This is a genomic window from Streptosporangium sp. G11 (genome assembly GCF_051192615.1).
Taxonomy (GTDB): Bacteria; Actinomycetota; Actinomycetes; order Streptosporangiales; family Streptosporangiaceae; genus Streptosporangium.
The window spans coordinates 50,056-65,357 of record NZ_JBPJUQ010000010.1; the positions used below are offsets into that span (position 1 = coordinate 50,056).

The following is a 15,302-nucleotide window of genomic DNA, read 5'->3' on the forward strand; positions in this document are numbered from 1 at the left end:
CGGCGCCCGAGCCTCCTGGATCCGGCGGTGTGGACAACGAGAGGAAAGCCGATGGAATCCAACATCACCACCCTGGACCTGCTTCCGGTCGTCCGGGAGGCGAGGCCGTACCCTGGCGGGCCGAGCACCTGTCTGGGCACGTGCTGGCGCCCGACCTGCCTCGGTTCGCGCTTCGACGCCATCTGATGCCGGACCAAGCCCCGGACCCCGCCGCCCGGCAGGTGACGCGGCGGGACGGTGACCGCCTCCTCGTCGCCACGACGCGCGGCCTGTGGGCGCCCCTGACCGTGACCGCGGCGGCCGTCGCCCTGTCGACGGCCGCCATACTCGCTCTGCCCGCCGCGCTGGCGGGCGCCGTGGACGGCGTGGTGTCCGGCGAGGGCGCGCGAGCCGCCGGGTTCCTCGCGCTCGTCCTGGCCGTTGCCACCTGCGCCGATCTGATCGACACCCTCGCCGGCGCGGCGACCACCGCGTCCGCGACGGCGTCCCTGCGCCTGCGCTTCACCGCCCACCTTCTGCGCCTCGACGCCGCCGGCGCCCGCCGTTTTTCGACCGGGGAACTGGCCAACCGGCTGGTGAGCAACACCGCCAGCGCCGGGCGGGTCCCGCTCACCCTGCTGTACACGGTCGCGGAAATCGTCAGCGCCGGCGGCGGCATCGTCCTGCTGCTGGTGACCGACTGGCGCTCGGGCATCGCCTTCCTGATCGCGGTGCCCCTCACGCTGGTGATCGTGCGGCTCTCCGTCGGCCGGCTGTCGGGGGCGTACGAGCGGTACCAGGGCGCGCACGGGCGCCTGGCCGCGCGCTTGACCGACACCCTGGCCGGCATCCGCACGGTGCGGGCGTCCGGCACCGCCGATCGCGAGATCACCCGGGTGCTGCGCCCGCTGACCGACCTGTCGAACGCCGGTCACTCCATGTGGCGGGCCCAGGCGCAGGGCGTGTGGCAGATCAGCCTGCTGCTGCCCGTCATCGAGGTGGCCGTGCTCGTCGTGGCCGGGTTCGGCGTCAGCGACGGCCGGCTGCAACCTGGGCAACTGCTCGCCGTGGCCGGCTACGCGGCGATAGGCGTGGGGTTCATCGACCAGGTCGACGCGCTCCTGGGGATCGCCGAGGCCCGCGCCGCGGCCCGCCGGATCCAGGAGGTCCTCGGGCTGCCGCCCCTCGTGCCCGGCACCCGCCCGCTGCCCGAGGGCCCCGGCGCGCTGTCGTTCCGCGGCGTCACCGTCACCCGCAAGGGCTCCCGCCTCCTCGACGCCATCGATCTGGACATCGCCCCGGGCACGCTGACCGCCCTCGTCGGGCCGTCCGGGGCGGGCAAGACCACCCTGGCCATGCTGGCCGGGCGACTGCTGGACCCCGAGCGCGGGCGGGTGCTGCTGGACGGCCACGACCTCGCCGGCGTGGCCCCGGAGTCGCTGAGCGGTGCGGTCGCCTACGCCTTCGAACGCCCCGTCCTCCTGGGCGGCGACCTCGCTTCGGCCATCGCCTACGGCAGGCCGGCGCTCGACCGCGACAGCGTCCGCGAGGCCGCACGAGCCGCACACGTCGATGACGTCGTCCGCCGCCTGCCCGACGGCTACGACACCCCCGCCGCCGACGCCCCGCTGTCCGGCGGGGAGTTCCAGCGGCTGGGCCTGGCCCGCGCCATGGTGCGCCGGGCCCGCCTGACCGTGCTGGACGACGCCACGTCCAGCCTGGACACCGCGACCGAGGCCCAGGTGACCCGCACGCTGGTCGAGGGCATGCGCGGGACCACCCGCCTGGTCATCGCCCATCGCGCGGCCACCGCCGCCCGCGCCGACCACGTGGTGTGGCTGGACGGCGGGCGGATCCGGGGCCGGGGCACGCATCGGGCGCTGTGGCGGGACCCGGCGTACCGCGCCCTGTTCGCCGCCGGTCCGGACCACGGCGGCGAGGCGGACGACGACAGCTCATGGAGTGAGGAACCGTGCCCGGCTCGGCTGTGACCCCCGCATCCGCCCCGCTCGCGGCGGCGCCCGTCCTCCACCTGGAAGGGGACGGCCGCCCTCCCGGCGGGTTCCGGCTGCTGCTCGCGCTGCTGCGCCCCCGCAGGCGGCCCCTGACCGCCGCCCTGGCCTGGGCCTTCGCGGAGTCCGTCCCGGGGCTGCTGTCCGGGCTGCTCGTCGCCACCGCCATCGACGACGGCTTCCTCGCCGGACGCCCGGCCACCGGCCTGGCCTGGCTCGGCCTGCTCGCGGTCGCGATGCTGCTCAAGGCCGCGGCCACGCGCCTGATGTTCCCCCATCTGGCCGCGGTGGTGGAGCCGCTGCGCGACGACCTGGTACGCGCCGTCGTCACGGCCACCGTGACCCGCGCCGTCCGCGGCGACCGGCCGGACACCGCCGCCGTCAACCGTCTCACCGAGCAGGTGGAGACGCTGCGGAACCTGGTGTCCGCGCTGCTGCGCACCACGCACGGGCTGGGAATCTCGCTGATCGCCGCGATGACGGGGCTGCTGGTGCTCTCGCCGCCGGCCGCGGCCGTCGTCGCCGGGCCCGTGCTCGTGGCGGTGGTGGTGTTCGCCTGGCTGCTGCGGGTGCTGCTGATCCGGCAACGCCGGTTGATCCTCGCCGACGAGACGCTCACCGCCGAGGCGACCCCGATCCTGGAGGGCACGCGGGACATCGCCGCCTGCGGGGCGCGCGATCAGGCGTACGCCACCGTGCGGACCGCGGTGGACGCCCAGGCCGCGGCCACGCGTGCCCTGGCCCGGGCCGGCGTGGCCCGGCGGCTGATCGTCGTCATCGGCACGCACGTGCCGCTGCTCGGCCTGGTCATCGCCGCCGAGCCACTGACGCGGCAGGGACACCTGAGCGTGGGCGAGGTCGTCGGCGCGGTGACCTACATGGCGACCGGCCTGCAACCCGCCCTGCAGATGCTGACCGGCACGGTTTCGAGCTGGGGCGTAGCCCTGGCCGTCACCCTGAACCGCATCGCCGAGACCATCGCGCTGCCCGCCGACGCCGCGCCCGCCGACGCGTCCGGCACCGCCGCGCCCGCCGGTTGCGAGCTGCGGACGAAGGGGCTGGGCTTCGCCTACGCCCCCCAGGCCACGCCCGTGGTGCACGACCTCGACCTGGTGATCCCCGAGGGAGACCACCTGGCCGTGGTCGGCCCCAGCGGCATCGGCAAGTCCACCCTGTCCCTGTTGTTCACCGGACTTCGGCGGCCGACCCACGGGGAGATCCTGCTCGGCGGGCTCCCGCTGGAGGTCATCGCGGAACCCGCCCTGCGCTCCATGATGGCGCTCGTGCCCCAGGAGGCGTACGTCTTCGCCGGCACGGTACGGGAGAACTTCGGCTACCTGTGCCCGGCCGGTACCACCGACGCCCTGCTGGACGAGGCGGCGGACCGGGTGGGCGCGCGGGCGCTCGTCGATCGGCTCGGCGGCCTTGACGCCGAGATCGACGAACCCGCCACGCTGTCGGCCGGGGAGCGGCAACTGATCGCCCTGGCCCGGACCTACGCCTCCCCGGCCCGCGTGGTCGTCCTGGACGAGGCGACCTGCCATCTCGACCCCGCCGCCGAGGCGAAGGCCGAGAGTGCGTTCGCCGCCCGGCCCGGCACCCTCATCGTCATCGCCCATCGCATCAGCTCCGCGATCCGGGCCCGGCGCGTCCTGCTGATGGACGGCACCGCCGCCCACGCGGGCACCCACGCGGACCTGCCGGCCCGCTCCCCTCTGTACGCCGACCTCGTCGGGCACTGGACGAACGACCCGACGTCCGGCGCCCGTCCCGGTCATCCGCTCGCCACCAGGAGGTCCTCATGAGCTCCCCCGTCACCAAGCCCACCGACATCATCTGGGACGTCACCTACGCCTGCCCCCTGCGCTGCATCCACTGCTACTCCGAGTCGGGCAGGCGCCCCGCCCGGCAGCTGAGCCACGGCGACATGCTGCGGCTCGCCGACGTGATCATCGCCATGCGACCGGAGTCGGTGGAGTTCGCGGGCGGCGAGCCCCTGGTGGTCAAGGGGATCTACGAGGTCGCCGAGCGCATCGGCCGGGCGGGTATCGCCGTCAACCTCTACACCGGCGGATGGACGCTCACCCCCGAGACCGCCGAGGAGGCGGCCCGGGTGTTCAGGCGGATCACGGTCAGCGTCGACGGGGCCGACGCGAAGGTGCACGACCGGGTACGGGGCAGGGCCGGTTCCTTCGACCGTGCGATGAGCGCCCTGGCCATGCTGGACGACATCGCCGCCCGGCGTGAGGCACGTGACGACACTCCGCTGCTCTTCGGCATCGACTGCTCGGTCGTGCGGAGCAACCTCCATCGGCTCGCGGGGTTCTGCACCGACATCGCGCCCCGGTTCCCGCGGATGCGCTCCCTCAACCTGGCCGCCGCGGTGCCGGCCGGACTGGCCAGCCGGCCCGGTTTCGCGGAGACCGAACTGTTGGACAACGAGGAGCTCCGCACGCTGACCGGCGAGGAGTACACCGAGCGGCTGCGCTCGCTGGCCCCCGCGTCGCTGGCGGTGACCACCTCCAGCAACTTCCCCCTGATGATGCACCCCGCCTTCGTCGCGAGCCACGGGTTCCCGCTGCTGCAGATCGAGCCCGACGGTGAGGTGCGCGCCATGCCCGTCTACGAGGGATGCGTGGGAAACCTGCTGACCGAGGACCCGGACGTGCTCTGGCGGCGCGCCGTCGAGCGGTGGAGCGACCCCTTCGTGGTGGAGACGCTGTCCCAGGTGCGTTCCATGGCGGACTGGGCCGAGGCCACCCGGCGTATCGACCGCCGGTTCGGGAGCCCGGAGGTGCTCGCGCGCATCGACCGCCGCCCGCCGTGGCGGGTCGCGGAGCCCGCGTGAGCCCGCGGCCCGCCCGGCCCCGCCCTCCCGCGGACGCGGCCCCGGCGGCGGCTACCTCGGCGGCACCGGGCCTGCGGGGGCCGCGGCCTCGCCGAGGGCGGCGGCGAGCAGCCCCAGGAAGTGGTCCACGGGACCGATGCACGCCACCGCCGACCCGCCCGAGATCCGCCCGGCGTAGGGCAGCAGTCTCTTCCAGGTCGTCCGGCATGCCGGCAGGTCACCGACGGCGGCCTGGGCCGCGCCCTGTAAACAGGTCATGGTCAGCCACGACCAGTCCATCGGCGGGTCCGCCCATCCCGCCCGCGCCAGTGCCCGGGCCTCGTCCAGACGGCCCCGGGCGCACAGCTCCAGCACCCGGGCGTCGTGGTCCACGCTGGGATGGATGCCGGCGATCTGGTCGATCAGCGGCCCGGCGTCGGCGATGGCGCCGCGCTGGTAGCAGAGCATGAGGCGGCCGTTCGCCACGACCGCGCCCGCGTACCACATGCCCAGCCGCTGGGCCTGGTGCTCGGCCTCGTCGTACATGGCGTCGGCCTCGTCGAACCGGCCGACCAGGGCGAGCCGGTTGGCCCGCCACATGGTGTGCTGGAAGCGCGGCCACGGGAGTTGCAGGTGATCCAGCATGACGTCGCAGCGCGCGGCGGCCCGGTCCGCCTCCTCCAGATCGGACATCTCCAGGCTGTAGTGGGTGTCCATCATGTGCGCGAGCAGTTCGAAACCCTGCGACCCGGTGTCCAGCGCGAGCCCGTGCAGCTCGCCGGCGATCTTCATGACCTCGCCGAGGCAGGTCGCCTGCGGCACGGACAGCGAGCGGGCGTTGAGCGCCCGCATCAGCAGGTGCGGGTCGTCGATCCTGCGCGCCATCGCCACCGCCTCCGCGGACAGGGACAGGCAGCGGGCATCGCCGGCGCCGTCGTACAGTTCCTGGGCCAGTCCGCCCAGCAGCAGCGCCCGTTCGGCACTGTCGGTCTCGGGGAGCTGGCGCAGGGTGTGCTCGAACTGCTCCACCAGCCGCAGGTCCACCGGCTCGTAAGGGTTGCGCAGCGTCCAGATGGCCGGGGCGTCCAGCGCGGTGAGGGCGCGGGCGGTCAGCTCCGGGCCCGCCCCGGCGCGGTTGGCGACGCGCAGGGCCTGCGCGCGGACCTGGCGGGCGCCCATCGCGTCTCCCGCCTCCAGCAGGGCGCGCACCTGTTGCAGCAGGAGTTCCACGTGCTCGGCGGGGGCGCCGCCGCAGGCGCCGTGCGCGGTGACGGCCCGGCCCCACCAGGCGGCGGCCTCCTCGTAGGCCGCGCAGGAACTCGCCTGCTCGGCCGCCGCGCGGGCCCAGTGCGCCGTCTCGCGGTACGCCGCCGGGCCCGCCTCCACCGCGTGGTGGGCGATGGTGGTCACGTCGGTGCTCGGCTTGGCCGACAGGGCGGCCATCACCTCCCGATGGACCATCGCCTTGCGCAGCGGCGGTACGTCACCGATCAGGGTCTCTCTGACCAGGTCGTGGACGAACGTCATGCACCCGTCGCCGGTGACGATGAGCCCCGCCTTCGCCGCCCGGTCCAGCAGGCCGTAGGTGTGCGCCGCGCCCGACTCGGACGCCTGCCGCACCTCCGCGACCAGGCCGGGATCGAAGTTCCTGCCGATCACCGCGGCGACGCCGAGCACCTCGGTGGTCTGCGGCCCGAGCACGACCAGCCGTTGCCGGATCAGATCGGCCACCGCGTCCGGCACGACGTCCAGCCCCTGGCCCTGGGCCAGCAGCCGGGCGCTCTCGCGGACGAAGAACGGGTTGCCGCCGCTCCGCTCGGCCAGGTGCTCAGCCTCGGGGCCGTCCACCTTCGCGCCCATCTCCTCGGCGAGGGCCCGGACCTCGTCGCTGGTCAGGCCGCTCAGCCGGATGCGCACCAGATCGTAGCGGGCGAGCTGGTAGAGGACCTCGTCCACCGAGAGCTTGAACGCCCCGCTCGGGGAGGCGCCGGGGTGCTGCGCCAGGTCGCGGTACGCCGCTTCGCGGAACGCGGTGACCAGGGTCAGGGAGACGTCCATGGCCTGCGCCCCGGACAGCACGGCGACGTCCCGGAGCAGTTCGAGCGTGGCGGAGTCGGCCCAGTGCAGGTCGTCCAGGATGATCACCAGTGGCCGGAGCCGCGCGGCCTCGATGAGCCACTGCGCGATGAGCTGGTTGCGGTGGCGCGAGGCCGTCCCGGGCGGGCCGGTGAGCCGCTCGTCGTCCAGCAGCCCCGCCAGCGCCTGGCGATCCGAGGGCGGGACGGACCCGGCCAGGGCGCGCAGCACCTGCAGCCACGGCCACAGCGGCGGCACCCCCTCCCCCCCGTGGCAGCGCCCCCACAGCACCAGGTAGCCCAGATCGGCGCAGTCGTCGCGGAACGCCTGCAGCAGCCGGGTCTTGCCGATGCCGGGCTCACCGCTGATCGCGGCGGTCACCACGCCGTTCCTGTCCATCAGGATGGGGAGGGTCGTCAACGTCGCGAGCTGCCGGTTCCGCCCGATCAGGTGCCCTCGGGCCGGCCCCTGCGGGGAGGTCTCGCCGGGCGGACGCGGCAGCGCGACAGGCTCGGGCGGGAAGGTGAGCGAGCGCGCCTGCTGGAGGATGTCCTTCTCCAGCGCCCGCAGCTCGGGGCCCGGATCCAGGCCGAGTTGCTCGGCGATCACCTTGCGCGCCCGGCGCAACGTGGCCAGCGCGTCGGCCTGCCGCCCGCTGCGGTAGCGGGCCAGGGCGAGCAGCCACCACAGCCGCTCGCGAAACGGGTGTTTCCCGGTCTCGGACTCCAGTTCGTGGATGACCGCCTGCGGGCGGCCGAGATCCAGCAGCGCCTGGGTGCGGCGCTCGATCGCGGTCAGGCGCAGCTCGTGCAGGCGGTTCACCTCGGCGATCGCCCACAGCTCGCCGGTCAACTCGCCGTAGGGCAGGCCGCGCCACAGCCGCAGCGCCTCCTCCAACAGGGCGAGCGACTCGGCGGGCGGGCGTTGTTCCGCGTCGGCGACGAGCCTGCCGAAGCGCAGCGCGTCGACGTTCGGCGTGACGAGCATGTAGCCGGGCCTGCGGGCGACCAGGAGCCGCGGCGGGGTGCGCGGCGCCCGGTCCGGCTCGATGGCCCGGCGCAGGTTCGACACGTGGACATGGATCGAGGCCAGCGCGTTCACCGGCGGCGCGCCGTGATAGAGGTCGTCGATCAGGGTGTCGGTGGAGACGACCGTGCCCGCCGCGGCCACCAGCCGGGCCAGGACGGCCTGCTGCCGCGGACCGCCGATGTTGACGGGGACGCCGGCCGCGTAGATCTCGAAGGGACCCAGAACCCGGAACTCCACGCTCTGTCCGTCGTCCGGTCGCCCGTGAAGCAACTTCTCGATTTCGCTGTCCGAGTGCCCTGCTTCACTGTCCCGCACACTGCCTCCTGGCGAAGAGTGGTTCGCGACGTCTGGCCCAAGGATCGCCCGATAATCGCTTCGCATCGTCACTCGTGAGACGGATTTCGAGTCAGCCGAAAGCGGGATGCCCCACTTGCCTTATGTCCATTCGCGCCACACCCGCGCACACAGGGCGACCAGCGCCGATGGAACCGGGCGCCGGTCAGCGGTGGAGCGCGTCCGGGGTGTCGTCCTCGATCAGGAAGCCCCCGGACTGGTGGTGCCAGAGCCGGGCGTAGGGGCCCTGGGCCTGGAGCAGTTCGCTGTGGGTGCCCTGCTCCACGACGTGTCCCCGGTTGAGGACGACGAGTCGGTCCATGCGGACGACGGTGCTCAGGCGGTGCGCGACCACGAGCGCGGTACGGTCCTGCATCAGGCGCCACAGGGCTTCCTGGACGAGGATCTCGCTTTCGGAGTCCAGGGCGCTGGTCGCCTCGTCCAGCAACAGGATCGGGGCGTCGCGCAGGATGGCGCGCGCGAGTGCGACGCGTTGCCGCTGGCCGCCGGAGAGCTTGATGCCACGCTCTCCGACCAGGGTGTCGAATCCGTCCGGCAGGGATTCGACGAACTCCGTGACATGCGCCGCCCGCGCGGCCCGGAGGATCTCGGCATCGGTGGCGCCCGGCCGGGCGAACGCGAGGTTGTCGCGCACGGACCGGTGGAACATGGCAGGTTCCTGAGGGACGTAGGCGATGAGGCTGCGCAGGTCGGCTTGACGGAGCCGGGTGATGTCCTGGCCGCCTATCAGGATCCGGCCTCCGTTCACGTCCATGAGACGCAGCAACAGCCGGGTGAGGGTGCTCTTGCCCCCGCCGGACTGGCCGACCAGCCCGATCTTGGTGCCGCTGGGGATGTCCAGGTCCAGGTTCTCGAACAGGGGCGGGCCGTCGGCGTACGCGAACCTCACCCGCTCGAAGCGGATGCCCGCGTCGGCCGGGCGCAGCGGCTGCGGGTCGGCCGGATCCACCACGGTCGGCGGCACGAGGAGCAGCTCGGTGAACTGGGCCGCCTCGGTGAGCACGCTCTCCATGCGCCGGTATATCTGGTTGAACTCGAACATGATGCCGATCGCGTTCGAGTAGTAGGTGAACGTCACCACTATGGCCTCCACGCCGAGCCCACCCCGGAGCGCCACGGCGAGGAGCAGGCCCACGGCGCTGGTGAGCACCGACAGCGGGGCGACGACGGTGTCCACCCGGAGGTTGCCGTAATCCCAGGAACGGAGGGACAGCCTGTGCTGCTCGGCGACCCTGGCCCGGTGTTCGGTGGCTTCGCGATCCTCGGCGGCGAACGCGCGGACCGTGTCCATGTTGGCCAGCACGTCGGCGACATGGCCCGACACCAGCACCTTGGCGGCCTCGCGTTCGTCGACCAGCGCCTGGCGACGGCGGATGAGGGGGGCGACGAGAAAGGCGGTGACCGCGATGAGGCCCAGGAGAACGAGGACCAGCACCGGGTGATACCGCCACAGCACCACCGAGGCGAAGGCCAGGGGCACCACCTTGGCCATGATCGAGAACGTGAGCGTGTCGGCGAACTCCTCGAACCTGGAGGAGAATCCCAGCACCCGTTTGGTCAGCGAACCGGCGAAGTTGTCGTGGAAGAACGCGGCGTCCTTGGCCAGCAACTCGTCCATGCCCACCACACCGAGCCGCTCGATGCCCCGGGCGTCGGTACGGTTCAGGAAGTGCAGCCCCACCCGCCACAGCACCTCGCCCGCCAGCAGCACCGCGCCGAAGGCGAGCACGTAGGGCAGCAACGCGTCGATGGAGCCGTCCCCGCCGCCGGCCAGGTGCCCCACGAGCCCGGCCACCGCCAGCGGCGCCAGGTAGAACAAACAGATGTTTCCCATCGCCGGCAACGTCAGCGCGGGCACCGCGACCCGCCACTGGCGCCTCAACTCACCGCAGTAATAGCGCAGTGCGAGTAGAACCGCCGATTTTCGTGCGAATAAACCTTTTCCTGGGTTTTCGAGTGATTGGAGTACAGCCATCAGCCCTCCCGAATGCCGATACCGCCCTGGCCATGCTGCCGCAGGGCGTACGGGGGAGCGAGCGATTTTCCAGCCACCCCGGCTACGGGAAGTAGCGGGCGACCGCTCGCGAAATGACCCGGAACGCCCGTGAACGATCTCGCTTGATTCGATCCTGACGGCGCCGTGGACAAGGCGCCGGCACCCGGCTCGGCCGCTGGTCTCCCGCCGTACGGCACCTCGTCGCGGAGGTGACCGCCGCCTGCGGGCGTCGTCCCCAGGCACCCGCCGCCTCGCCGATCCCTCGAAGGGCGGGGTGGCCACCATGACGCGGCCGCGCTCGTGGACCGGCGGGCCCGCTGTTTCTCCTTTCGACAAGCCGGTCGCCGGAAGAGAACGCGTTTCCGAGCCGACCGCGAAGTACGATCGGTCAATGACCGAAATGACCGAAACCACGCCCGGCTGGCTCGCTCCCGAAGAACTGGAGTCGGCCCGCGCGCGAATGCCGATTCTCTACATCGACGCCGTGCCGGTACGGGTCGACGAGGCGGGAGTCGTCACGCGTGTCGGCCTGCTGCTGCGCATCGGATCGGACGGAGCGGTCAGCCGCGCCCTTGTCTCCGGCCGCGTGCTTCACCACGAGCGTGTCCGTGACGCGCTCATGCGCCATCTTGAGAAGGACCTCGGCCCGACGGCACTGCCCCGCGTCCCGGCCTCTCCGCAGCCGTTCACCATCGCCGAGTACTTCCCGACCCAGGGCGTCACGCCCTACCACGACCCCCGGCAGCACGCGGTGTCCCTCGCCTACGTCGTCCCGGTCGCGGGCGACTGCCGTCCTCGGCAGGACGCCCTCGACCTTGTCTGGTTCACCCCCGAGGAGGCCTCGTCGCCACTGGTGCAGCAGGAGATGCTCGGCGGACAGGGCGTCCTGCTGAAGCAGGCCCTCGCCCACGTCGGCTGCCTTTTCTGACCTCCCGGGCGGTGCGGTACGACCGCGGCGGCATCCGCCCGGCTCGTTGCCGGACGGCTCGGCTCGGCTCGTCTCCGGGCGCCACCACCGGCCTCCCCCTCCGACTGGACGGAGACCCGTGCGGTCTCCCCTCAGATGCTCGCCCTGGCGATGACCTCCTCCGCCGTGAGGGGGGCCTTGGGATGGTGGGTGAGACACAGCGGGACCCGCGTCTTGGTGAAAGCGGCACCTTCGGCGGCCAGGTAGAACTGGCCCGTCGTCAACCGGGAGATGTCGGCGACCTGACCGCCCTTGGAGCGGGCCATCTCCTTGGCGGCCTCGATCTGGGCGGAGGCGTTGAGCAGGCCGAAGAACTGGGTCGCCGCGTTCCCCGGGATCCGGTTGTGCAGTCCCTTGGGGGCCTGGGTGGCGAACACCAGGCCGAGGCCGTACTTGCGCGCCTGGGCGGCCAGCGCCAGCGTGCTCTGTGTGCAGGCGGTCATCGCGCCCGACGGCGCGAAGGTCTGCGCCTCGTCCATCACGAACAGGCCGCCCAGCGGACGGTCACCGGCGGGATGCCTCCTGATCCAGGCGAACAGCGCCATCTGCAGCTGGTTGACGAAGCCCTGACGCTGCTCGTCCGACGGCAGGCCGACAAAGCTGATCACCGAGACCCTCGCGCGCTTTCCCGGTGGCGGGGTGAGCAGGACACCGGGATCCACCGGAGTCCCGGCACCGGCGAACAGCGGGTCGTTGACCATCGCCGCCTTCAGGGTCTGCGCCAGGTCGGCGGCGATCCGCTCGGCGTTGTCCAGCCCGCTCACACCGTGCGGCAGGGCGGCCAGCAGCCCGATGAGGCCGGGCAGCCCCCGCCCGCCCCCGCGCCCGTAGTGCGCGACGGCCTCCCTGAGCACGGCCTGCCCGCGCTGGGCCTTGACCGTGCCGGAGTCGAGCTTGGCACGCGGTACGAGTGAGGCGACGGCGGCCTCCACCGCCGTACCGAACTCGTCGGCGTCGGTGACGACGCTCGCGAAGTCGGGCAGGGGCTGGAAGGACAGCGGCCGTCCGGCCACGCGGCGTGGCGTCCAGATGACGACGTCGGTGGCGGCCAGGTAGTCGGCGGCCTTCTCCGCGTCGCCCGGTCCCCACAGCGACGGCGGCTCCGGCCAGCCCTCCCCGAGCCGCGCCAGGTCGTTGTTCGGGTCGAGCACGATCGCCGAGACGCCCCGCAGCGCGCATTCCTCGACCAGGCGGCGAATGAGGACGGTCTTCCCCGAGCCCGATCCGGCGAAGATCACAGCGTGCTTCCTGAGGGCTTCCAGCTCGATCCCGAGGGGCCGTCCTCCGGAAACGGCCCTGCCGAGGGGAATGAGCGGCATGGCGCCCGTCACCCCGGCGCCCATGGGCCCGATGGCCGCGGATTCGGTGACCATGGACTCGGTGACCACGGATTCAGTGCCCATGAATTCAGCGACCGCGGACTCGGTGCCCATGGACTCGGCGACCGCGAACTCGGTAGCCATGGACTCGGTGACCGTGGGTTTGACAGCCGGAGGCTCCGCGACCGCCGGGAGGCCCGGGGCGGCGGTGTCGGCCTGTTCGCCGGACGTGCCGCCGACGTCACGGAGGGCCTCACGCAGCAGCTCGACCTCGTGCGCCGGTCGCCGCGTGGCGAGCCAGGCCCGCAGGTTCGGCGGGTTGTCCGCGTACAGCTCCCGCAGCGCGGCCAGGATCCTGACGTCCTCGTCGCCCACCGCGAACACCCTGCCGCCCGCCTGCTCGAACGCGGCGACGGCCGCGACCGTACGGGGGCCCTTCGACCAGGGCGCCGAGCGCAGCACGAACAGCCGCCGCCTGGGGACGTCGGCGTTCAGCCCGGCCACCACCGAGGCTGCGCGCAGGCGGCTCAGCGCGGCGATCGGGTGCGTGGCGGCGATGGCGCGAAACGCCCAGTGCGCCTCGTCCTCCGTCTCCTCGTCCAGGGTGTGCCGCAGGCGGGCGTGGAGCGGAGGCTTCCTGCTGGGCGGCGGGTCGACACTGAACCCGCGTCCGGCGTCGCCGAGCCCGTCGATCCAGGCCGACAGCCCGGCCGCCAGCAGGGCGGGCATCACGGCGTCCTCGACGGCGGCGTCCAGAACGTCGGCCACGTGCGCCTTCTGCCTGAGCTCGGCGAAGCGGGTTTCGATGGCCGTGAATTCGGAGCTCTCGTGGTCAGGCCACGAGCTCGGGTCGGCGATCTGGTCGAGGCGCTCCAGTTCCCGTACCTTCCCCTCGGCCAGGCAGGCCTCGATGTGCGCGTCGATCTTGATCAGGAGCTGCCGCGGGGTGAACTCGCCGGCGTCGCCGAACGCGGTCTCCTTCACGGGCCACGTCGGGTAGGGCGGCTCGAAGCCGAGATCGGCGAACCGGGCGGCGAAACGCTTCTCGACCAGGGCGCGAGCCGTGTCGGCGTCGGGGAGCGGCTTGAGGTCGGCCATCGGCCGGAACCGGTCGCGCGCGGTGTCGAGGGCGAACTTCTCGATGAGGGTCCAGGTCTGCGGCAGGCAGGAGACGATCGTCAGGGTCCCGCGGGTGATCTCGCGCAGTGTCATCAGCCCTCCGGCCACCTGGTCGACCATGATCAGGTCATGCCAGTCGTGCACCGCCGTACCCTCACCGGCTACCGGAGACTGCGCCATGAGCACGTCGATCTGGTCGACGGCGATGACGGAGGGGCCGGTCAGCGCGAGGAGACGGGAGAGGTCCTTGACGATCTCCTGCGGCGTCTTCGGGAACTGCCGTATCCCCCACGCCGCGCGCCCGCCGGGCTCCTCCTCGGGCAGCGCGGACAGGAAGCCGTCGCCGACGTCCTGCACCCCGTAGTCGGTGCCGGCGCGCAGCGCGAGCGCGCGCAGGGTGTCCTTGGCGCTCTGGCCGACCTGGGCGTTGAACCGGCGCAGCCCGTCGGCGAAGGCGTCGAGACTCTCACGCGTCACCGGACGGTTCCCGATCACCTCGCGCTGCACCCAGCGCGGCACGTCGGCCAGCTCCGACAACCGCCGCAACAGGATCTTGAGCTGGCTCTCCCCCTCGCTGCCGTCCCGCGAGAGGCCGTCCAGCATGGAGACCAGCGTGCTCTCCCAGAAGGTCCGCGCGTCCAGCAGGCCGACCAGGAAGAAGTAGCCGTTCTCCCGCTGGATCCTCTCGCGGGCCCAGCCGAGCAGGTGGGTCTTGCCCGAACCTCGCTGCCCGCGCAGGACCAGGCCGATCGGGCTGGTGGCACCGCCGGCGGCCACGTCGGCGAGCCCGCCGAGGATGCCGCGTTCCACGCTCCGGTTCAGGCCCTCCACGTGGAAGTCCGAAGGGCTCCACACGTCCTCCGGCCCTTCGGCCCAGTTGAACCTGAGCGTCTGAAGCACCTTCAGTTCCAGGCCGGTCATCGTGCCCCGATCGAGATCAGGTGCTTGTCCTGGTCACCGATGGTCACCGCCGCGGTCCTGACCTCGGAGGTGAGGACCTTCTGGTTGTGCTCGGGCACGATGCTCACCCCCGGGAGGTGGAGCATCCCCTTGAGCGCTCCGTCCACCTCCGCCCTCGCGAACTCGCCGAGCAGCGGTCGCAGCCGCGCCAGGGTGACCAGGTCACCGGGCTCGGCGGCCAGCCGGGTGTACGCGGCGCGGATACGCTCGACGACGGCCCCTTCCTCGACCGCGATTTCGCCCTCGGCGCCGATTTCGCCCTCGGCTTCGGCTTCGGCTTCGGCTTCGGCTTCGGCTTCGGGGGAAAGGACGGCCGGATCCCCCTGAGGGAGGAAGATGTCGCCCGGTCGCCGGCCGGTCCGCGCCAGGAACCCGCGCAGCCAGATGAGGAAGGCGCGGTTCATCGCCCCGGACGCGCCGCTGGGCACGGGGATATCAGACTGAATCTCCCGGGCCATCCTGGCCCAGCCGTCGTCGGTCAGGAGGTGGACGAAGGCCCGGCCCACCTTCCGGCTCTCGACGAGCTTGAGGTCGTTCAGCCTCAGGCGGGGCTTCCCGTCCAGGCTCAAGCCGTAGCGTGCCTTGAGATCGGGATTGGAAATCTCATCCGCCTCGATCATCAACACCGTCAGCACCGCGATTTCAGCGAACTTCAACCCTGTTT

General features: G+C 72.4%; 9 protein-coding genes. 5 read left to right on the forward strand and 4 right to left on the reverse strand.

Annotated features, from left to right (window positions below):
- The first annotated feature begins 51 nt into the window (after positions 1 to 51).
- From ACSDR0_RS12975 to ACSDR0_RS12990, 4 genes are read left to right on the forward strand one after another with little or no spacing between them, the layout of a single operon-like run.
- Positions 52 to 186 (forward strand): hypothetical protein, encoded by a 135-nt coding sequence (locus ACSDR0_RS12975; protein ID WP_435289017.1) that lies wholly within the window; start codon positions 52 to 54, stop codon positions 184 to 186.
- Entirely contained in the window at positions 186 to 1,970 is a 1,785-nt protein-coding gene (locus ACSDR0_RS12980) for an ABC transporter ATP-binding protein (RefSeq protein WP_435289018.1), read from the forward strand. The genes ACSDR0_RS12975 and ACSDR0_RS12980 overlap by 1 nt, the downstream gene beginning before the upstream one ends.
- Positions 1,952 to 3,796, forward strand: a complete 1,845-nt coding sequence (locus tag ACSDR0_RS12985) for an ABC transporter ATP-binding protein (protein WP_435289019.1) — start codon at positions 1,952 to 1,954, stop codon at positions 3,794 to 3,796. The genes ACSDR0_RS12980 and ACSDR0_RS12985 overlap by 19 nt, the downstream gene beginning before the upstream one ends.
- Positions 3,793 to 4,839, forward strand: a complete 1,047-nt coding sequence (locus ACSDR0_RS12990) for a radical SAM protein (protein WP_435289020.1) — start codon at positions 3,793 to 3,795, stop codon at positions 4,837 to 4,839. Before ACSDR0_RS12985 ends, ACSDR0_RS12990 begins: the two co-directional genes overlap by 4 nt.
- A gap of 51 nt (positions 4,840 to 4,890) precedes the next feature.
- Here ACSDR0_RS12990 and ACSDR0_RS12995 read toward each other — a convergent pair whose 3' ends face one another.
- On the reverse strand, positions 4,891 to 8,160 hold the full coding sequence (locus ACSDR0_RS12995) for a BTAD domain-containing putative transcriptional regulator (protein ID WP_435289021.1): 3,270 nt from the start codon (positions 8,158 to 8,160) through the stop codon (positions 4,891 to 4,893).
- A gap of 262 nt (positions 8,161 to 8,422) precedes the next feature.
- Positions 8,423 to 10,111, reverse strand: a complete 1,689-nt coding sequence (locus ACSDR0_RS13000; RefSeq protein WP_435289022.1) for an ABC transporter ATP-binding protein — start codon at positions 10,109 to 10,111, stop codon at positions 8,423 to 8,425.
- A gap of 553 nt (positions 10,112 to 10,664) precedes the next feature.
- Here ACSDR0_RS13000 and ACSDR0_RS13005 point away from each other — a divergent pair.
- Positions 10,665 to 11,201, forward strand: a complete 537-nt coding sequence (locus tag ACSDR0_RS13005) for an NUDIX hydrolase family protein (RefSeq protein WP_435289023.1) — start codon at positions 10,665 to 10,667, stop codon at positions 11,199 to 11,201.
- Positions 11,202 to 11,332: 131 nt separating this feature from the next.
- Here the strand turns inward: ACSDR0_RS13005 and ACSDR0_RS13010 are convergent, their stop codons facing one another.
- Both ACSDR0_RS13010 and ACSDR0_RS13015 read right to left on the reverse strand, forming a co-directional pair.
- Positions 11,333 to 14,599: an ATP-binding protein gene (locus ACSDR0_RS13010; RefSeq protein WP_435289024.1), complete on the reverse strand. Its 3,267-nt coding sequence runs from the start codon at positions 14,597 to 14,599 to the stop codon at positions 11,333 to 11,335.
- Positions 14,596 to 15,294, reverse strand: a complete 699-nt coding sequence (locus ACSDR0_RS13015; RefSeq protein WP_435289025.1) for a hypothetical protein — start codon at positions 15,292 to 15,294, stop codon at positions 14,596 to 14,598. The genes ACSDR0_RS13010 and ACSDR0_RS13015 overlap by 4 nt, the downstream gene beginning before the upstream one ends.
- Positions 15,295 to 15,302: the final 8 nt, after the last annotated feature.

Coding starts and splice junctions, on each gene's coding strand:
- ACSDR0_RS12975 (WP_435289017.1), top strand. CDS start 52: ATGGAATCCAACATCACCACCCTGGACCTGCTTCCGGTCGTCCGGGAG.
- ACSDR0_RS12980 (WP_435289018.1), top strand. CDS start 186: ATGCCGGACCAAGCCCCGGACCCCGCCGCCCGGCAGGTGACGCGGCGG.
- ACSDR0_RS12990 (WP_435289020.1), top strand. CDS start 3,793: ATGAGCTCCCCCGTCACCAAGCCCACCGACATCATCTGGGACGTCACC.
- ACSDR0_RS13000 (WP_435289022.1), bottom strand. CDS start 10,111: ATGGGAAACATCTGTTTGTTCTACCTGGCGCCGCTGGCGGTGGCCGGG.
- ACSDR0_RS13005 (WP_435289023.1), top strand. CDS start 10,665: ATGACCGAAATGACCGAAACCACGCCCGGCTGGCTCGCTCCCGAAGAA.
- ACSDR0_RS13010 (WP_435289024.1), bottom strand. CDS start 14,599: ATGACCGGCCTGGAACTGAAGGTGCTTCAGACGCTCAGGTTCAACTGG.